At 72.2% G+C, this 17,902-nt stretch carries 16 protein-coding genes; 12 read left to right on the top strand and 4 right to left on the bottom strand.

Annotated elements, in window-relative coordinates:
* Positions 1 to 10 precede the first annotated feature (10 nt).
* Entirely contained in the window at positions 11 to 727 is a 717-nt protein-coding gene (locus OVA26_RS00785; RefSeq protein WP_268102521.1) for a Type 1 glutamine amidotransferase-like domain-containing protein, read from the top strand.
* A gap of 126 nt (positions 728 to 853) precedes the next feature.
* Here the strand turns inward: OVA26_RS00785 and OVA26_RS00780 are convergent, their stop codons facing one another.
* A complete protein-coding gene (locus OVA26_RS00780; RefSeq protein ID WP_268102520.1) occupies positions 854 to 4,588 on the bottom strand; it encodes a choice-of-anchor I family protein in 3,735 nt (1,244 codons plus the stop codon).
* Between the two features lie 150 nt (positions 4,589 to 4,738).
* Between OVA26_RS00780 and OVA26_RS00775 the strand changes: the two genes are divergently transcribed.
* The 3 genes from OVA26_RS00775 (at position 4,739) to OVA26_RS00765 (ending at position 7,728) form a co-directional block, all read left to right on the top strand.
* Complete coding sequence (locus OVA26_RS00775; protein ID WP_056224507.1) at positions 4,739 to 5,473, top strand: VIT1/CCC1 transporter family protein; 735 nt, start codon at positions 4,739 to 4,741, stop codon at positions 5,471 to 5,473.
* Positions 5,474 to 5,553: 80 nt separating this feature from the next.
* Entirely contained in the window at positions 5,554 to 6,732 is a 1,179-nt protein-coding gene (locus OVA26_RS00770; RefSeq protein WP_268102519.1) for an acyl-CoA dehydrogenase family protein, read from the top strand.
* A gap of 207 nt (positions 6,733 to 6,939) precedes the next feature.
* On the top strand, positions 6,940 to 7,728 hold the full coding sequence (locus OVA26_RS00765; protein ID WP_268102518.1) for an enoyl-CoA hydratase-related protein: 789 nt from the start codon (positions 6,940 to 6,942) through the stop codon (positions 7,726 to 7,728).
* 109 nt (positions 7,729 to 7,837) lie between these two features.
* On the opposite strand, the gene OVA26_RS00760 is transcribed toward OVA26_RS00765, so the two are convergent.
* Entirely contained in the window at positions 7,838 to 8,365 is a 528-nt protein-coding gene (locus OVA26_RS00760) for a MarR family winged helix-turn-helix transcriptional regulator (RefSeq protein WP_268102517.1), read from the bottom strand.
* Between the two features lie 246 nt (positions 8,366 to 8,611).
* On the opposite strand from OVA26_RS00760, the gene OVA26_RS00755 reads away from it, so the two are divergent.
* The 3 genes from OVA26_RS00755 (at position 8,612) to OVA26_RS00745 (ending at position 12,336) form a co-directional block, all read left to right on the top strand.
* A complete protein-coding gene (locus OVA26_RS00755) occupies positions 8,612 to 9,388 on the top strand; it encodes an electron transfer flavoprotein subunit beta/FixA family protein (protein WP_268102516.1) in 777 nt (258 codons plus the stop codon).
* Positions 9,388 to 10,365, top strand: a complete 978-nt coding sequence (locus OVA26_RS00750; protein ID WP_268102515.1) for an electron transfer flavoprotein subunit alpha/FixB family protein — start codon at positions 9,388 to 9,390, stop codon at positions 10,363 to 10,365. Before OVA26_RS00755 ends, OVA26_RS00750 begins: the two co-directional genes overlap by 1 nt.
* A 456-nt stretch (positions 10,366 to 10,821) precedes the next feature.
* The gene (locus OVA26_RS00745; RefSeq protein ID WP_326493348.1) at positions 10,822 to 12,336 is read left to right on the top strand and encodes a cytochrome b/b6 domain-containing protein; all 1,515 of its coding nucleotides are present in this window, start codon (positions 10,822 to 10,824) and stop codon (positions 12,334 to 12,336) included.
* 34 nt (positions 12,337 to 12,370) lie between these two features.
* Here OVA26_RS00745 and OVA26_RS00740 read toward each other — a convergent pair whose 3' ends face one another.
* Positions 12,371 to 12,925 carry a TetR/AcrR family transcriptional regulator C-terminal domain-containing protein gene (locus OVA26_RS00740; protein ID WP_268102513.1) on the bottom strand — a complete coding sequence of 185 codons (555 nt, stop codon included), beginning with the start codon at positions 12,923 to 12,925 and terminating at the stop codon, positions 12,371 to 12,373.
* 53 nt (positions 12,926 to 12,978) lie between these two features.
* Here OVA26_RS00740 and OVA26_RS00735 point away from each other — a divergent pair, with 53 nt between their 5' ends.
* From OVA26_RS00735 to OVA26_RS00715, 5 genes are read left to right on the top strand one after another with little or no spacing between them, the layout of a single operon-like run.
* Positions 12,979 to 13,575 carry a biotin transporter BioY gene (locus tag OVA26_RS00735; RefSeq protein WP_268102512.1) on the top strand — a complete coding sequence of 199 codons (597 nt, stop codon included), beginning with the start codon at positions 12,979 to 12,981 and terminating at the stop codon, positions 13,573 to 13,575.
* Positions 13,572 to 14,645, top strand: coding sequence for an AMP-binding protein (locus OVA26_RS00730; protein WP_268102511.1), 1,074 nt, complete (start codon positions 13,572 to 13,574; stop codon positions 14,643 to 14,645). Before OVA26_RS00735 ends, OVA26_RS00730 begins: the two co-directional genes overlap by 4 nt.
* Positions 14,638 to 15,729 (top strand): thiolase family protein, encoded by a 1,092-nt coding sequence (locus OVA26_RS00725; RefSeq protein WP_268102510.1) that lies wholly within the window; start codon positions 14,638 to 14,640, stop codon positions 15,727 to 15,729. Before OVA26_RS00730 ends, OVA26_RS00725 begins: the two co-directional genes overlap by 8 nt.
* Entirely contained in the window at positions 15,726 to 16,409 is a 684-nt protein-coding gene (locus OVA26_RS00720; protein ID WP_268102509.1) for an energy-coupling factor ABC transporter ATP-binding protein, read from the top strand. Before OVA26_RS00725 ends, OVA26_RS00720 begins: the two co-directional genes overlap by 4 nt.
* Positions 16,403 to 16,999, top strand: a complete 597-nt coding sequence (locus OVA26_RS00715; RefSeq protein ID WP_268102508.1) for an energy-coupling factor transporter transmembrane component T — start codon at positions 16,403 to 16,405, stop codon at positions 16,997 to 16,999. Before OVA26_RS00720 ends, OVA26_RS00715 begins: the two co-directional genes overlap by 7 nt.
* A 125-nt stretch (positions 17,000 to 17,124) precedes the next feature.
* Here OVA26_RS00715 and cofE read toward each other — a convergent pair whose 3' ends face one another.
* Positions 17,125 to 17,901: a coenzyme F420-0:L-glutamate ligase gene (gene cofE, locus OVA26_RS00710; RefSeq protein ID WP_268102507.1), complete on the bottom strand. Its 777-nt coding sequence runs from the start codon at positions 17,899 to 17,901 to the stop codon at positions 17,125 to 17,127.
* Between the last annotated feature and the right edge of the window lies 1 nt (position 17,902).

Here is a 17,902-nt window from a genome sequence, read left to right as displayed (position 1 = left end):
TACTGGTCGTATGAGCGTGTTCCTTCTGGGCGGCGGGCGCGATGTCGCGCGCTGCGGCGAGCTTCTGCGTCCTTTCGTCGCCGAGGCGCGAGAGCGAGCCGCGGATCGCGCGCCCGAGATCGCGCTGCTGCTCGTGCTCGAAGCCGACGACGATTCGTCGGTCGCGCGCTTCACGGCGATGCTCGAGAGCGCGGGCGCGGCAGCGGCGGAGATCCGCGTCGAGTCGATCGTCGAGGGTGAGGTCTTCGCGGCCGCGGCGCTCGAGGCCGATGCTCTGATCGTGGGCGGCGGCCTGACTCCGGCGTACCTGGACGCATTCAAAAAGATCCGGGATGCCGTGACCGACCGCGTCCGCGAGGGGATGCCGTACGCGGGGTTCTCGGCCGGTTCCGTGATCGCGGCGGGTCCGGCGCTCGTCGGCGGATACCGCGTGGGCGGGGTCGAGGTCGTGTCGGAGGACGCGGCCGAAGAGCTTGACGAGGTCGAGGTGCGCCCGGGCCTGGGGCTTCTGGACTTCGCCGTCGACGCCCACGCCGCCCAGTGGGGGACCCTGTCGCGTCTCGTGGCCGCGATCGACGCGGGGCTCGTCGCCGAGGGCGTGGCGATCGACGAGCACACGGCCCTGGTGATGTCGGCGCAGGCGGCCCCGGCCATCCGCGGCAGTGGGCAGGTCTGGCGCGTCGAGTCCGCGGCATCCGGAGTCCATGTCCAGGTGCTCCGCGCCTGACCGGAGCTGCCGCGTGAGTCGCCAGATTCTGTCGCTTGCGCGGGGACCGAAGCGACAAAATCTGGCGACTCGCGCGACGGGAAACGGCCCCCACCCCGAGGGGTGAGGGCCGTTCCGCTGCCCAAATCAGACCGTGCGACGGCGGCGCAGTGCGAAGGCGAGACCGCCCGCGACCACGAGCATCCCGCCCGCGAGGGCAATACCCCAGGGGCCCTGCGCGCCGGTCGCGGCGAGAGTGCCCGTGCGGGCGACCTGGATCGCGAGCGCGGGGAGCACGGTGCCGTCGGCGCGCGTGATGACGACCGTGTGCGCGCCGGGCTCGAGAGCCGCGGGCACGCTCACCCGGAAGGTCACTGTGCCCGAGGCATCGGCGGCCGGGATGCCGGTGATGACGATCGGCGTGCTGTTCAGCGTGGCCGTCAGCTGTTCGCCGGCGTTCAGCCCCGAGACGGTGACCGTGAACGATCCGCCCTGCTCGACGCGGGTCGCGCTCGCGCTCACCGTGACCGAGGTCGACGGCGACGACGTCGGTGTGCCGCCGGGCTGACCCGTGGGGCTCGTCGTCGGGGTCGGGGTCGGCGTCGGCGTGGCAGTTCCCTCGTCGACGGGCTTCGTGCCGGTCAGGTAGGCCCGACCCAGCGGCGACGGGGCGATGCTCTTCTTCGCGGTGAAGAAGTCGACGGTGGCCTGCAGGTCGATCTGACCGGAGTCGGCCTTGCTCGTGCCCTGTGCGAAGGCGGTGAAGTTGTCGCCGCCGGCCGCCAGGAACGAGTTGGTCACGACGCGGTAGGACGCCTTTTCGTCGATCGCCTTTCCGTTCAGCTGGACTGATGTGATGTGCGAGCCGGCGGCGGCGTTCGGGTCGTACTCGAAGGTGAAGCCCTTCGAGACGCCGAGCGCGAGCACCGGTCGCGCGGCACCCGAGGGCTGCCACTGCTGCTCGAGCACCTGCTTCAGCTGGGCCCCCGTGAGCGAGAGCGTCACCAGGGTGTTGCCGAAGGGCTGCACGTTCGCCGCCTCGCGGTACGAGACCGAACCGTTGTCGGAACCGTACAGCAGGTCGGCGCGCAGGCCGCCGGGGTTCATGAACGCGATCTGTGCGTCCTGTCCGTTGAACGAGGGGTTCTCGCTCGTAGCCCAGAGGTAGACGTCGGCCACGGTGTTGCCGAGGGTGGAGTACGCGCCGCGGTCTTCACCTCCGAAGCCGTTCTTCGCGCGGGTGATGTCGGCGGTGATGGTGCCGACCTCGACCTTGCCCTTCGTGTCGGCGGTGGCCTTGGCCTCGGCCACGATCTTCGCCGTCGCGGCCTGCGGATAGGCGATGTACTGCGTCACCGCGGGGTCGAGCAGCGCGCGCACTCCGGGCGTGATCGAGGCGAGCGTGCCGTTGGCATTCAGATCGATGTCGAGCGTGCCGAGGTTCGTGCCGTACGAGCCGGTCTGGATGACCGAGCGACCGCCGATGGTGCACGAGTACTTCTGGTGCGTGTGCGCCGAGACGATCGCGTTCACATCGGCCGAGGCGCCGCGGACGACGGCGCCGAAGTCGGTCGTCTCGGTCGCGATCGTGGTGCAGTCCGTGCTCTCGGAGCCGTCGTGGACCAGGACGATGACGATGTCGGCACCCGCCACGCGGGCGTTCTTCGCCTCGCGGTTGATGGCCTCGGTCTCGTCGCCGAACTCGATCGTGGTGATCTTCGACGGGTCGACCATGCCCGCGGTCTGGGGCGTCACGGTGCCGACGAACGCGACCTTCGTGTTGCCGACCTGCTTGATCGTGTACGGCTTCAGGGCGGGGGTCTTCGTGCCCTTGTTGTAGACGTTCGCCCCGAGGGCCAAATCGCTGAGGGCTCCCGAGTTGTTGCCGTAGGCCGGGATGACCCGACCGGTGAGGTCGGCGAAGCCGCGGTCGAACTCGTGGTTGCCCACCGCGCTGACATCGAGCGTCGCGGCCTTCAGCGCCTTGATCGTCGGGGTGTCCTGGTCGATGAACGACTCGAAGGCGCTCGCGCCGATGTTGTCACCCGCCGACACGAAGAGCGTGTTCGGGTTCTGCTGGCGGTACTTCTCGACGGCCCCCGCGAGCACGCCGGCGCCCGCGACGCCCCCGGTCTCCTGCAGCAGGCGACCGTGGAAGTCGTTGATCGTGAGGATCTGCAGGTCGGGCGTCTTCGGCTGCGTCGGGCGGACCTCGAACACGGTGGTGGTGCCCGAGACCTCGTTGCCGGTGACCAGCAGCGGCACGCCGGTCGGCGAACGCAGGGCCGACACGAAAGCGATGCCCTCGGGGCCGAGGTCTCCGGCGGCGGCCGTCTTGACGTCGGCTGCGGCGTTGCGGTTGTTGACGTACGTGACGTACGTCGCCTTGGTCGGGTCGGTGATGTCGTAGACCATCACGCCGCCCGCGCGCTCGAGGCCGATGAAGGCGTAGGTGCGACCGTCGACCACGCCGATCGTGACGTTCTCGGGCTCGGGGCCCTTGTCGTCGCTGCGGTCGTCGACGGTGTTGTTGTCGTTCGAGACGTTGAACAGCTGCGGGGCGACCTCTTTGAGCTTCTGCTCGAACTGGTCGCCCGAGTCGAAGACGAGGGCACCCTTGGTGTCCCAGATCGAGAACGAGCGGCCGCCGTAGGCGTACAGCTCGCTGTAGCAGCCGTCGGCGGTCTTGCCGAGGTCGGTCACGACCTTCAGCCGACCGAGGTCGGTGTCGGCCGAGCGGCCGGCCAGCGGTGAGGTGGCGCAGACCGCGCCGAGGCCGTTCTTGCCGAGGTCCTTGATGCGGGCCTCGTCGGTGAACGTGCCCCACTCGCGGCCGTCGCCCTCGTTCGCGGTGACGAGGTACGTCGCAGCCTTGCCGTTGGTGGTCGCCGAGTACGACGCAATCCCGTCCGGCATGTACAGGCCCTTCAGGCCCGCGACGGTGCGGATGTTCGCGCCGTCCTTATCGCTCGGGTCGAGTCCGACGGTGCCCCAGTCCTTGTAGCCGAGGGGCAGGATGCCGGTCACCTCGGCCTTCGTGAGATCCACCGTCGCGACGGCGTTGTTCTCCTGCAGGGTGACGTAGGCCACGGTGCCGTCGGTCGTGATGTACTCCGGCTCGAGGTTGCGCGAGACGCGGTTGGTCGACAGGGGCTCGGCACCTTGGTTCGGGGCGGCGACGTCGGGGCCGAACACGCGAACCTTGGAGTCGAGCGTCTTGCTCCCGCCGGGCTCGAAGGCGCGGAAGCCCGCCGTCTTGACGGCGCTCTGCGCGGGGGCCGACAGCGCGGACGACAGCGCGATGACGCTGACCGAGCCCTCGGGGTCGACCGAGAAGTTCGCCGCCGGCTCGCCCTCGTTGGCGACGACGGCGTAGGAGCCGTCCTTCGAGAAGGTCACCATGTCGGGAAGAGCGCCGACGGTGACCTCGCCGAGCTTCGCGCTCGCGGCATCCGTCTTGTTGGCGTCGAAGAAGACGAGGTGACCGGGGTCGGTCTTCGTGGTGGCTTCGAAGGCGATGACGCCGAGGCCGTCGTCGCGGACCGCGACCGAGTTGGCGACACCGTTCGAGGAGATGTCGAACAGCTTGACCGGCTTCTTGGGGTCGCTGTTGTCGAGCACCGTCACGGTACCGGCCTGCGCGTTGACGACGAAGAGGCGGTCGCGGAAGGCCTGGACGATCTCGGCCGCGGATTCCTTGTAGACGCCGGTGTCGTAGGAGCCGACCGGAGTGACCGACAGGGCGGCACCGGCGGCGCTGTTCGAAACGGGCTGGGGGACGATCGCGGCGGAGGCCGCGGTGGCGCTCGACAGGGCGAGCGCGCACACCGCCGCGGTCGTCGCGGTGAACGCGGCGGCGCGGCGGAGGAAGGTCGAAGGCATGGCTGTGTCCTCGGGTTCGGGTGGGGGAGCGACCCGCGCGGGCGGCGCGATCTTGTGGATTTTGCCTGCAATTCGTGACGACCCGGTGAACGGGGAGGGAACGCGCCGGCGTCGGTCCCCGATGCCTCCGGGCGGTCTTACGCTCGTCCCATGAGTGAGAACGTCTCGGCGGCCGCCCCCGGCGCGCACCCCGATGAGCCCCACCGCCAGGGACTCTCCCAACGCCTCAACTGGCTGCGCGCCGGCGTGCTCGGCGCCAACGACGGCATCGTCTCGACCGCCGCGGTCGTGGTCGGTGTCGCGGGCGCCACGAGCGACACCGGTCCGGTGCTCGTCGCGGGTCTCGCCGCCCTCGTCGGTGGCGCCATCTCGATGGCGCTCGGTGAGTACGTCTCGGTCTCGAGCCAGCGTGACAGCGAGCACGCCCTCATTCAGAAGGAGAAGCGCGAGCTCGCCGAAGATCCCGAGGCCGAGCTCGCCGAGCTCGTGGGCATGTACGAGGCGCAAGGTCTGTCGCGCGACACCGCGACGCGCGTGGCGAACGAGCTCACGGCATCCGACGCCCTCAAGGCCCACCTCTCGGTCGAGCTGAACATCGACGCCGAAGACGTCGTGAGCCCGTGGGCTGCGGCCTTCGCCTCGGCGGTGGCCTTCACGATCGGCGCCCTGCTGCCGCTCGCGACGATCCTGCTCGCACCGGTCGAGATCCGCGTGCCGCTCACCTTCGTCGCGGTGCTCATCGCGCTGGCGATCACGGGCTACGTCGCCGCCGTGCTCGGTGGGGCGCGACGCGGCCGGGCCGTGCTGCGGACAGTCATCGGCGGGGCGCTCGCGCTCGCCGCGACCTACGCGGTCGGTGCACTGTTCGGGGTCTCCGCGTCCTAATCGGTACCTCTATTAATTAGTAGGACGTCCAGGTATTCTGAGGGGAGCGACGACGCCGTCGCCTTCCGAAGGAGAGTCGCATGGACACCACCCCTGCTCCCGCGCTCGACGCCCCGTCGACCGGCACCCTGAGTTCCGACGAGCGCGACGCCATCCTCGACGCCGTGCGCGACTTCGCCGCGACCGAGTTCGCCCCGCACACCCTCGAGTGGGATGCCGAGAAGCACTTCCCCCGCGACGTCCTGCGCCGCGCGGGGGAGCTGGGTCTCGGCGGCGTCTACGTCAACGACGACGTGGGCGGCGCCGGGCTGTCGCGCACCGACGCGGTGGCGATCTTCGAGGAGCTCGCCTACGGCGATCCGACGGTCACGGCCTACATCACGATCCACAACATGGTGGCGTGGATGATCGACACCTACGGCACCGCCGCGCAGCGCGAGCGGTGGCTGCCGTCGCTGGTCGCCATGGAAGACCTCGGCGCCTACTGCCTCACCGAACCGGGTGCCGGGTCGGATGCCGCGGCCATCACCACCTCGGCCATCCGGCACGGCGAGACCTACGTGCTGACGGGGGTCAAGCAGTTCATCTCGGGCGCCGGCGAGGCGTCGGTCTACGTCGTCATGGCGCGGACCGGGGAGCCCGGAGCACGCGGGATCAGCGCCTTCATCGTTCCCGCCGACGCCGAGGGGCTGTCCTTCGGACCGAACGAGAAGAAGATGGGGTGGAACGCCCAGCCCACGCGCCCCGTGATCCTCGACGAGGTGCGCGTTCCCGCCGAGAATCTGCTCGGCGGTGAGGGGCGCGGCTTCTCGATCGCGATGAACGCCCTCAACGGCGGCCGCCTCAACATCGCCACGTGCTCGATCGGCGGGGCGCGCTGGGCGCTCGACCGTGCGATCTCGTACGTGCACGAGCGCTTCACGTTCGGCGAAGCCCTCGCCGAGAAGCAATCGGTCGTGTTCGCGGTGGCCGACATGGCGACCGAGCTCGAAGCCGCGCGACTGCTCGTGCGCGATGCGGCGACCGCGCTCGATGCGAAAGCTCCGGATGCCGCGACCCGGTGCGCCATGGCGAAGAGGTTCGCGACCGACGTCGGCTTCCGCGTCGCCAACGAATCGCTGCAGTTGCACGGCGGCTACGGCTACCTGCAGGACTACGGCATCGAGAAGGTCGTGCGCGATCTGCGCGTGCACCAGATTCTCGAGGGGACCAACGAGATCATGCGGCTGATCGTGGGCCGCAGCGTTCTCGCGGCGTAAGGTGCCCTCTCTCCGGTTTGGGGCGGATTCCGTCGCTCGGGGCGTGAAATCTCCGCCCCGAACTGCAGAATTCGCCCCGAAGCCACCCCGATCAGGGCTCACGCCGACGCGCCGCGGCAAGACCCCCGATCGATGTCGGTGGGGCGTGCGAGCATTCGAGGGCGGGCGAAACCGCCGCGACCATCACTCGAGACGACGGGAGTCACCATGACCGAGCCGGATGCCGGATACGAGACGATCCGCGTCGAGCAGCGGGGCCGCGTGGGGTGGATCTTCCTCGACCGGCCCGAGGCGCTGAACGCCCTCAACACGCAGTCGATGCGCGACGTGGTCGCCGCCGCCGAGGCCTTCGATTCCGACGAGGGCATCGGGGCGATCGTGGTGACCGGCAGCGAGAAGGCCTTCGCCGCGGGCGCCGACATCAAAGAGATGGAGCAGAAGTCGGGTCTCGACATGATGCTCACCGATCACTTCGGCGCGTGGGCGCGGTTCGCCGCCGTGCGCACTCCGGTGATCGCGGCGGTGTCGGGGTACGCCCTCGGTGGCGGGTGCGAGCTCGCCCTCATGTGCGACGTGATCCTGGCCTCCGACCGGGCGAGGTTCGGGCAGCCCGAGGTGCAGCTGGGCGTGATCCCGGGCATGGGCGGAACGCAGCGGCTCGTGCGTGCTCTGGGGTACTACAAGGCGGCCGAGCTCGTGCTGACCGGACGCATGATCGACGCCGCCGAGGCCGAGCGTGCGGGTCTCGTCTCGCGCATCGTGCCGTCGGCCGACCTGCTCGATGAGGCCGAGAAGGTCGCGCAGACGATCGCCGAGAAGCCGCTGCCCGCGCTGTACGCGGCGAAGGCGGCGCTCGACGTCGCGCTGGAATCGACCCTCGCCGAGGGCGTGCGCTTCGAGCGTCAGGCCTTCGCGGCCCTGTTCGACACGGCCGATCAGAAAGAGGGGATGGCGGCGTTCCGCGAGAAGCGCGCGCCGTCGTTCACGCACCGATGAGCGGGCGCGGGTGGTGGGAGCGAGTCGCGGGTGAGAACGCCCGCGGCGGTGCGCTGTCGTCCGCCCGCCCGCGCGCATCGCGGAGCGCGGCGCCAGGGATCGCGCCGGCTCAGAGCGGATCGGGCACGGGAGCCGGGTCGGCGAAGTCGCCCGCACCCTTGCGAAAGCGCGCGATGATCCGCACGAGCGCCGTCGCGTCGTCGTCGTTGAGGCCGAGGTCGGCGAACACGATGTTGAGCGCGTCCGTGGCCTCATCGACTCGCTTCCGCCCCTCCTCGGTCAGTGCGAGCAACGCCGCGCGGCCGTCGGTCGGATGCGGCTCGCGCGTCACGTACCCGTCGCGAGCGAGCCGCTCGACCGTGTTCGTGACGCTCGTCGGATGCACCTGCAGGCGCGCGATGGCGCTGGCCATCGGCATCCGCCCCTCGCGTGTGAAGGCGAGCAGTCGCAGCATCTCGAACCGCGAGAACGACAGGTCGAAGGGCTTGAGCGCGCGGTCGATCGCCGCCATCAGCAGCTGGTGCGCGCGGATCACCGAGGTCACCACCGTCATGCCGTCGGCGGCGTCATCCCAGCCGTGCGCGAGCCACTGGCGCTTGGCCTCGGCGATCGGGTCGACAGGCAGTCGTCGCGTCATCGGTCCTCCTCGCGATTCACGGTACCGCTCGCGCGGCTCGGGTACGCGGCATCCGGTCGCTTCGACGGGCTCGGCGACCTGGCCTGCGCGGTGGAGTCTCTCAGAACTCCGGCGCGTCATCCCGGTCCCGTCGACGGGCTCAGGGACCTGGCGTTCGCGGCTGGAGCCACCGACCACTATGCGCCCTGAACTCTCCCGTTGCCGCGAGGTCGCGGCATCCGCCCCCTCACCGAAGGAGCCCCGTCGATGAAGATCGTGGTCCTGATCAAAGAAGTGCCCGACACCTGGGGAGAGCGCCGGCTCGACCTCGAGACCGGGCTGACCGACCGCGCGGGCGCTGCCGCCGTGCTCGACGAGATCGACGAGCGGGCCGTCGAGGCCGCCCTCGCCTACGCCGACGGACACACTGGCACCGAGGTCGTGGTGGTCACCATGGCGCCGGCCACCGCGACGGCGACCGTGCGCAAGGCCCTCGCGATGGGGGCCACCTCGGCCGTGCACGTGGTGGACGACACCCTGCGCGGGGCCGACCTCGTGCTCACCGCCGAGGTGCTCGCCGCCGCGATCCGGCGCACCGGGTTCGACCTGGTCATCGCCGGAAACGTGTCGACGGACGGGGGAGGCGGCGTGTTGCCGGCGATGGTCGCCGAGCGGCTGGGCGTTCCGCAGCTCACGGCCCTGTCGAGTCTCGACGTCTCCGACACCGCAGTGTCGGGCGATCGCGTGAGCGACGCCGGCACCATGCGGGTCTCGGCGGCGCTCCCGGCCGTCGTGTCCATCACCGAGGCGATGCCCGAGGGGCGGTTCACGACGTTCAAGGGCATCATGGCGGCCAAGAAGAAGCCGTACGAGACCCTGGATGCCGCCGAACTCGGCGTCGAGGTCGAGGATCCCGCGGTCGCGCGGTACATCATGCTCTCCGTCGCCGAGAGGCCGCCGCGCGCGTCCGGCACGAAGATCGTCGACGAGGGAGACGCGGGCGAGAGACTCGCGGCCTTCCTCGCGGCCGAGGGGGTGGCGTGATGGCCACCGCTCTGGTGCTGCTCGAGGTGCTGCCTGGCGGGGCGCTCGCCGCCTCCGCTCCGGGCTTGCTCGCCGCCGCAGCGACCGTCGGAGACCCCGTCGCGCTGATCGCCTCGACCGCCGACTCTCTCGAGAAGGCGTCGGCCGAGGCGGCCGCGCTCGGCGCGACGCGCGTGCTCACCGCCGTCACCGACGCCGACGCCCTGACCGGTCCGGTCGTCGACGCGCTCGCCGCGGCGGTGGCGAGAGAGGATCCCGATCTGGTGCTCGCCTCGCACGCCGTCGAGTCGCGTGACGCGCTCGCGCGCCTGGCCGCGCGCCTACACATGCCCCTCGCCACCGACGTCGTCGGCGTCGGCCGCGACGACCTCGGTGTCGTCGCCCATCACGCGACCTTCGGTGGGGCCTTCACCGTCGACGGGGCTCCCACCTTCGGCCCCCTCGCCGCCACGCTCCGCCCCGGCTCCGTCGAGGCACGTCTCGACGCGCGACCGCTCGTGGTCGAGAGCCTCGAGGTCGCGGCATCCGGAACTCCCCACGCCCGCGTCGAAGGGTTCGCCGAGACCGCCGTCGCCTCGTCGCGTCCCGAACTGCGCGGGGCCGCGGCGGTCGTCGCCGGCGGTCGAGGCGTGGGTTCGCGCGAGGACTTCGCGCTCGTCGAGCAGCTCGCCGATGTTCTCGGTGCTGCGGTCGGCGCCTCGCGGGCCGCGGTCGACGCGGGCTACGTGCCCGCCGCCGCCCAGGTCGGGCAGACCGGGGTCACGGTGTCGCCGCGGCTGTACGTCGCGCTCGGCATCTCGGGGGCCATCCAGCACCGCGCGGGCATGCAGACCGCGCGCACGATCGTCGCGATCGACAAGAACCCGGAAGCCCCCATCTTCGAGATCGCCGACTTCGGTATCGTCGGAGACCTGTTCACCGTCGTCCCGCAGCTCATCAGCGCGCTCGACGCCCAGAAGAAGTCCTCCCGAGAGTAGATGGCGTCCACACCCCGCACCCCGCGACGCGGGCTGCCGCGCACCCCCGGCGGGGAGCCCTGGCCGCCCGCGGCCTCGGACGCGCCCGCAGTCGGCGACGGGGCCGAGGGCACGGATGCGGGTCCGCGCGACGGATCCGCCCCCGAGGCGCCCGTGGGTGCGCATCCGGTGCAGCCGTCCGAAGCCCCTGCCTCTGCGCCGGCCACTCCTGCCTCGCCCGAGGCCGAGGCGTCGCCCGCTCCCGGGTCGCCGGCGGCCGAGGCGCCAACCGCACCTGAGCCGGCCGCGGCGGATACTCCGGCGAGCAGTGTGCGGCGCGGGCTGCCGCGCGAGCCCGGCGGGGAGCCATGGCCGCCGGCATCCGCCGTTCCGCCCATCGCGGCGCATCCTGGTGCCGCATCAGCATCGGAGAATCGCGCCGGGACAGGATCGACCGACACCGCACGCCCGATCCCGGTGAGTGGATCCGATTCGAGCGCGGATGCCGGCAACCCGGCGCCCGTGATGGCGAGCGGATCCGGCCCCGAGGCCCGGAATGCCCACGCGTCCGCTCCTGGATCGAATGCCGCGACCCCGGTGGGCGAGGAGTCGACCGGCGTGCGTCGGGGACTCCCGCGCGAGTCCGGCGGAGCGCCCTGGCCGCCGGCATCCGCCGTTCCGCCCCCCTCCGCGCAGCCCGCCGCTGCCGAAGAGGAGAATCGCGCCGGAATCGAAGACGTCGAGCCCGCTCGTGCGATGTCGGTGAGCGCACCCGATTCCGGAGCGGATGCCGAGACACCGGCGCCCGCGACGGTGAACGGAACCGACTCCGGCGTGCAAGCCGGGACGGCGGCGCGTTCCGGCGAGACGGTGGCGGCGTCCGCCGCGTCGATCGACGCCCACGAGGTGAGCCCCGCCGCGTCGGCGAACGACGCCGTGGCATCCCCGCGCCCGCCCCTCACCGTTCCGCGAACGGTCTGGCCGGGAGCCGCGGCCCGCCACCGCGCGACGCCGCCCGCCCTCGCGCAGAAGCGTCCGACCGCCCCGCCGCGTGCCGGGGCGCAGACGCGGCTCGCCGACTTCTCACCGGTGCAGCTGCTCGGCTCGACCGCGGTGCTCGGTGTTTTCGCGCTGGCTCTCGTCGGCATCGCCGTGCTGATCGCGCGCTTCGTGCTCGCGATTGGGCCCGGGCGGGACTTCCTCGCGGCGTTCCCCGGCGAGTACCACCTGCCCGCCTCAGCGCCCGTGGGTCTTCCGGCCTGGCTGAACTGGTCGCACTTCCTCAACAGCTTCTTCCTGCTGCTGATCATCCGCACCGGGTGGCAGGTGCGGCGCGAGAAGCGACCGGCGGCGTTCTGGTCGCCGCGGAACAACAGGAAGCGGCGGATCAGCCTGGCGCTGTGGTTCCACCAGGCGCTCGACATCCTGTGGATCGCCAACGGCGTGGTCTTCGTCGTGCTGCTGTTCGTGACGGGGCAGTGGATGCGGATCGTGCCGACGTCGTGGGAGGTCTTCCCCAACGCGCTGTCGGCCGCCCTGCAGTATGCCTCTCTCGACTGGCCGACTGAGAACGGGTGGGTGAACTACAACAGCCTGCAGCAGTTGTCGTACTTCGCGATCACCTTCGTCGCCGCGCCCCTCGCGATCATCAGCGGCGTGCGCCTGTCGGGGGTGTGGCCCAAGGACGCCGAGCGGCTCAACAAGCTGTACCCGGCCGAGTGGGCGCGCAAGGTGCACTTCCCCACGATGCTCTTCTTCGTCGCGTTCATCGTCGTGCACGTCGCGCTCGTGCTGGCCACCGGGGCGCTGCGCAACCTCAACCACATGTACGCCGCGCGCGGATCGGAAGACCCCACCGCGTACACGAGCGACCCGACCGGATTGCTGATCTTCGCCGCCTCGCTCGTCGTGATGGCCGCGGCCTGGGTGGCGGCGCGGCCGGCGGTGCTCGTGCCGATCGCGCGCCTGTTCGGCGAGGTCAAGCAGCGCTGAGGCCGTCGCGGGTCGAGACCGCCGGGCCGGCGCGTCAGACGCGTCCGCGCGCCCGTAACCCCGCGGCGATGAGGTCCAGCCCCGAGGCGAAGTCGTCGTCGGCGAGTCCGCCCGCCGCGTCCTCTCGAGCCCCCGCGCTGTCGTACTGCAGGCGCTGCTGCTCGTGCCACACGAAGCCGAGTACGTAGTGCAGCACCGTGGTGGCGACCCGTCGGGCGGTCTCGTCGTCGAAGCCCTCGGCGGTCACGGTCGCCGCGAGTCGGTCGTGCGGCAGCGATGACCCCAGACCCATGGCCAACGTGCTCGAGACCACTTCGGCGCCGTCGCGGTAGGCCAAGAGGGCCTCGCGCAGGGCGCGGGCCTCTGCCGCGAGGTCGACGGAGGGGCCGGATGCCATGCGCCCGACGATCCGGTCGGACAGTTCCGCGAGCAGGGACTGCTTGTTCGGGAAGTGCCAGTAGAGGGCGCTCGCCTGCACGTCGAGGGCGGTCGCGAGACGTCTCATCGTGAGGTCGGGCAGGCCGTGGTCGTCGAGGATCTGCAGCGCGGTGCGCGCGACGTCGTCAGCCGTATGCCCTCGGGGTGCCATGCGAATGAGTATAGTGAACGCCGTTCAGTGAACACCGTTCAGGAAGGCCCCTCATGACTCGCACCCTCGACGCCACCGACCTCGCCCGCGTCGCCGTCTTCGCCGCGCTCATCGCCGTGCTGGGGCTACCCGGTAGCTTCCCGGTCTTCGGGGGCGTGCCGATCACGGCGCAGACGCTGGGCGTGATGCTCGCAGGGGCCGTGCTCGGGCCGTGGCTCGGCGCGCTCTCGGTCACCGTGCTGCTCGCGCTGGTCGCGGTCGGACTCCCGCTGCTCGCCGGCGGTCGTGGCGGCATCGCGGTGTTCCTCGGACCGAGCGCGGGCTACGCAATGGGATGGATCCTCGGGGCGGCGGTCATCGGCATGCTGGTGCACGCGGGCGGTCGGCGGCCCGTGCTGTGGCGGACGGCTCTCGCGATGGTCGCGGGTGGCGTCGTGGCGATCTACGCGGTCGGAATCCCGGTGCAGAGCCTCGTGACGCGGCTTCCCCTCGGCGAGACCGCCCTGACGAGCCTCGTGTTCCTGCCCGGCGACCTGCTGAAGGCGGCGGTGGCGACCGCGATCGTCGCCGCGCTGGTCCGGGCCTACCCGCGGGGCTTCCGCCGCACGTGGAGGCTCGGCGCGCACGCACCGGAGGCCGTCTCCGCGTGATCACCGTCGTCGACGGTGACGCACCCGGGCTTCTCGATCGCATCGCCGAGGTCCGTGCGGCCGGGCGTGCCGTGCTGGTCGCCGATCCCCGATGGAGTGCCGCGCAGCGCCACGACGTCGAGGCGCTGATCCGAGAGAGCGAGGTGCCCGCCGACGCGGCCTGGGCGACGCTCACCTCGGGAAGCCGCGGCGCCCCGCGCGTGGTGCTGCGCACGGCCGCATCGTGGAGCTCGTCGTTCGCGACCGTTGCGGCGCTTCTCGACGCGGGGTCGGACGAGGCGATCGCGCTGCCCGCTCCGCCGGCGGCATCCCTGACGCTCTTCTCCCTCGCGCACGCGCTCGCCGGCGGTCCCCGCCCCGTTCTGGGGGCCGACGTCGACGCGACGTGCGTTCACGCGACCCCCCAGGGCCTGCGCGCGCTCCTGGATGCCGGTGGGGCTCCGCGCCGCGCGCTGGTCGGCGGGTCGCACCTCGACCCGGCTCTGCGCGCGCGAGCCGCGGTCGCGGGTGTGGAGGTCGTGTCGTACTACGGTGCCGCGGAGCTGTCCTTCGTCGCGATCGACTCGGGCGAGGGGCTCCGTGCCTTTCCCGGCGTCGAGCTCGATGTGCGAGGCGGCGAGGTGTGGGTGCGTTCGCCTTTCGTGGCCCTCGGGTATCTGGGCGCGGGCGGACCCCTCGAGCGCGCGGGCGGGTGGGCCACCGTGGGCGACCGCGCCGAGGTGAGGGACGGCGGCCTGCACCTGCGGGGGCGGCGCGACGGGGCGATCCTCACCGCGTCGGCCACGGTCGTTCCCGACGAGGTCGAGGCGGCGCTGCGCGGCATCCCCGGAGTGCGGGATGCCGTCGTGTTCGGCATGCCGCGCCCCGGCGTCGGTGCGCTCATCGCCGCGTTCGTCGAGGTGGAGGGGGCCGGCCCCGACGATCTGCGGCGGGAGGCGGCCGCCCGGCTCCTCCCCGCCCACCGGCCGCGGCGGTGGTTCTTCGGCACGATCCCCCGCACGCTCTCGGGCAAGCCCGCGCGCGCCGACGTGGAGCGGCTCGCGGCCGGGACGGGACGGGTCCGTGACTGACCCGGTGATCGTCGCGGCACGCCGCACGCCTCTCGCCCTGCGGGGACGCGGGCTCCGCCACCTGGACGTCACCGCGCTGAGCGCCGCGGTGGTGTCGGCGGTCGCACGCGATGCTCGACACCCTCCGATCGCCGACGTGGTGATGGGCAACTGCACCGGACCGGGCGGAAACGTCGGACGTCTCGCCGCTCTCGCGGCCGGGTTGGGTCCGCACGTGCCCGGCGGCACCGTCGACCGGCAGTGCGGCAGCGGGCTGGCGGCCATCGCGGATGCCGCGAACGCCGTGCGCGTGGACGGGATCGCGCGCGTCGCGGGTGGGGTGGAGAGCGCGTCGACCGCGCCCCTGCGCGCGCTCGCGGGGGTGCCGTACGCGCGCGCTCCCTTCGCTCCGGCGGGCTTCGCCGACCCCGACATGGTGCAGGCCGCCGACGACCTGGCGCGCCACGACGGGCTCACCCGCGAGCGTCAGGACGCCCTCGCGGCTCGCAGCCACGCGCGCGCGGGCGCCGCCGACGCGGAGGGGAGGTTCCGCGCCGAGATGGTCCCGGTCGGCGGCGTGACCCGTGACGAGGGGGCGGGGGTGCCCCCGCGGGTGCTGCGCAGACTCGTCCCTCTCGTGGTCGGAGGCACCGTGACGGCCGGATCCTCGACCCGGATCGGAGATGGGGCGGCGGCTGTGATGGTCGCCCCAGCGGGTGCCGGCCTCGCCCTTCGCGCTGCCGTGATCACGGGGAGCGATCCGGCTCTGCCGGGGCTCGGGGCGGCTCCCGCGATCGCCGCCGTGCTCGCGCGGACGGGCCTCGGCGCCAGGGACCTCGCCGCGATCGAACTGGTCGAGGCGTTCGCCGCGCAGAGCATCGCCGTGCTGTCGCGCGTCGGGCTCCCTGACGACGACCCGCGCGTCTGCGCTGACGGCGGGGCGCTCGCTCTCGGGCATCCCTGGGGCGCGAGCGGAGCCGTCGCGGTCGTGCGGCTGTTCTCCCGACTGGTGCGTGCGGGGGCCGCGGACGGGACGATCGGCCTGGCCGCGGCGTCGGTCGGCGGGGGACTCGGTGTCGCGGCGATCTTCGAGGTCGTGCGATGACCCTTCGCTGCTCGCGCCTGACCGTTCGTCTCGACGGCCGGGGCGTCCTGGACGACGTCACCCTCGATCTCGGTGCGCGCACCATCGCCGTGGTGGGCGACAACGGCTCGGGCAAGTCGACCTTCGCCCGGGTCGTCGCGGGCCTCGTGCCGCGTGCCCAGGGCTCGCTCGAGGTGCTCGGTCAGGACCCTGATCGGGATGCCGCGGCCCACCGTCGCCGCGTGGCCCTCGTGCTGAGCAATCCCGATGCCCAGATCGTCATGCCCGTCGTCGCCGACGACATCGCCTTCTCGCTCCGCCCCGAGCGCCTCCCGCGGGGCGAGCGTGCAGCGCGCGTGAGCGCCGCTCTCGAGCGCTTCGGTCTGACCCAATTCGCCGACCGTCCGGCATCCGACCTGTCGGGCGGGCAGAAGCAGCTTCTCGCCCTCTGCGGCGCCTTCGTGCGGAATCCCGAGCTGGTTGTCGCCGACGAGCCCACCGCCTTCCTCGACGCCCGCAACGCCCGCCGGATCGCCGACCATTTGCTCGGTGACGGTTCGCACCGCGCCCTCGTGGTCACGCACGATCTCGCCCTCGCCCGACGGTGCGACGCGGCCGTGCTGTTCGCCGACGGCCGCCTGGTCGCCGCGGGCGCGGCATCCGGGGTCGTCGACCGGTACGAGGAGTCGCTGGCATGGTGAGCGGCTCCCGACCCGCGACGGGAATCGTGCATCGCCTGCCCGCGGGTCCGAAGATGCTCGCGGTGGCCGCGATCGCTCTCGCCATCGCGATGCTGCCGACCACCCTGTGGGCCGCGGGGGTCGCGGTGGCGGTCGCGCTGACGTGCGTCGTGGCCTCGGGCGTCGGGGTGCGGGCGTTCTGGCGGCAGGCGTGGGCCCTGCGCGGGGTCGTCGTGGTCACGGCCGCGGGGCAGCTGATCTTCCTCGGTGTCGAGCCTGCTGTCGCGAACACGGCGCGTGTGGCGGCGGCTCTGCTCGTCGCGGCGTTGCTCCCGCTGACGACGGGGGCGGAGGCGATGCTCGACGCCCTCGAGCGCGGACTCGCTCCGCTGGGGAGGATCGGAGTGGATGTCGAGCGCACGGCTTTGATGCTCGCGGTGACGACGACGACGATCCCCGTGCTGGCGCGACTGGCCGCAGAGGTGCGCGAGGCGCAGCGGGCGCGGGGTGTGCGACCGTCGCTCCGTGTCGCGGTCCTGCCGTTTCTCGTGCTCGCGCTGCGGCACGCCGATCAGCTCGGTGAAGCCCTCGCGGCGCGCGGGGTGCGCTGACGGAGCGCTCCGCCTCGCCGGGGCCGGAGGCGCCGCTCGACCGGTCGGTGCGGTGCACCCGAACCGTGGTGATCTCGCCGACGCGACCGCGCCACGACCCCTGCCCGGCAGCCCGACCCGCGCGCTCAGCCCGCGGCGGCCCGCCCCGCGGCGAAGCCCTCGGCGTACGCCTCGTCGGCGCCCTGGCGGAACATGTCGCGCGCGGGGTCGCGCACGATCGAGCGGGCGCCGGGCAGGTCGAGGTCGCCCACGAGGTCGGCGCGTCCGCGCACGATCGCGACCGGTCGGCGCGCGGCCTTGCCCTTGACGAGGTCGGTGGCGGCGGCGATCTCGTCGGCGACGCAGGGCAGGGTCACCACGAGGGGGCGGCCCTCGGCATCCGTCGTCCCGCGGAGGTCTTCGAACACGTGGATGCCGCCGGCTCCGATCGCGTGATCGGTCTGGCCTTCGCGCCACGCGCGCCCGAGGGTGTCGGTGACGATCACGCCCACGTGCGCTCCGGTCGCGGCGCGTAGCCCCGTGGCGAGGGCGCGGGCCGAGGCGTCGGGGTCGACCGGCAGCAGCAGCACGGTGCCCTCGGGGGTGTTGCTCGCGTCGACCCCGGCGGCGGCCGAGACGATGCCGAGCGGGTTCTCGACGATCCGCGTGACGTGCCCGGTGGGGGAGGTGCGGGATGCCACGAGACGCACGGTCTCGCGCGTGATGGCGTCTTCGCGGTCGTCGGCGCGGATGATGCGTCCCTCGGCCTTCGAGACGACCTTGCTGGTGACCACGACGATGTCGCCGTCGCGCAGGGCGCCGTCGTCGTCCGCGCGCGCAGAGACGGCATCCACGATCACCTGGACGAGGTCATCGCCCGGAGTGATCTCGCGGATGCCGTCGAGGGCCCAGATCTGCAGCACG

It is taken from the genome of Microbacterium sp. SL62 (assembly GCF_026672635.1).
GTDB lineage: Bacteria > Actinomycetota > Actinomycetes > Actinomycetales > Microbacteriaceae > Microbacterium > Microbacterium testaceum_A.
The sequence above is the reverse complement of the archived record's forward strand: the minus strand, read 5'-3'. Positions and strand labels throughout refer to the sequence as shown.

What these genes read in the sequence shown, in the direction of transcription:
- OVA26_RS00735 (WP_268102512.1), top strand. Translation starts at nt 12,979, where the DNA reads ATGACTCGCACCCTCGACGCCACCGACCTCGCCCGCGTCGCCGTCTTC.
- OVA26_RS00715 (WP_268102508.1), top strand. Translation starts at nt 16,403, where the DNA reads ATGGTGAGCGGCTCCCGACCCGCGACGGGAATCGTGCATCGCCTGCCC.
- OVA26_RS00780 (WP_268102520.1), bottom strand. Translation starts at nt 4,588, where the DNA reads ATGCCTTCGACCTTCCTCCGCCGCGCCGCCGCGTTCACCGCGACGACC.
- OVA26_RS00775 (WP_056224507.1), top strand. Translation starts at nt 4,739, where the DNA reads ATGAGTGAGAACGTCTCGGCGGCCGCCCCCGGCGCGCACCCCGATGAG.
- OVA26_RS00720 (WP_268102509.1), top strand. Translation starts at nt 15,726, where the DNA reads ATGACCCTTCGCTGCTCGCGCCTGACCGTTCGTCTCGACGGCCGGGGC.
- OVA26_RS00760 (WP_268102517.1), bottom strand. Translation starts at nt 8,365, where the DNA reads ATGACGCGACGACTGCCTGTCGACCCGATCGCCGAGGCCAAGCGCCAG.
- OVA26_RS00770 (WP_268102519.1), top strand. Translation starts at nt 5,554, where the DNA reads ATGGACACCACCCCTGCTCCCGCGCTCGACGCCCCGTCGACCGGCACC.
- OVA26_RS00755 (WP_268102516.1), top strand. Translation starts at nt 8,612, where the DNA reads ATGAAGATCGTGGTCCTGATCAAAGAAGTGCCCGACACCTGGGGAGAG.
- OVA26_RS00785 (WP_268102521.1), top strand. Translation starts at nt 11, where the DNA reads ATGAGCGTGTTCCTTCTGGGCGGCGGGCGCGATGTCGCGCGCTGCGGC.
- OVA26_RS00740 (WP_268102513.1), bottom strand. Translation starts at nt 12,925, where the DNA reads ATGGCACCCCGAGGGCATACGGCTGACGACGTCGCGCGCACCGCGCTG.
- OVA26_RS00765 (WP_268102518.1), top strand. Translation starts at nt 6,940, where the DNA reads ATGACCGAGCCGGATGCCGGATACGAGACGATCCGCGTCGAGCAGCGG.
- OVA26_RS00750 (WP_268102515.1), top strand. Translation starts at nt 9,388, where the DNA reads ATGGCCACCGCTCTGGTGCTGCTCGAGGTGCTGCCTGGCGGGGCGCTC.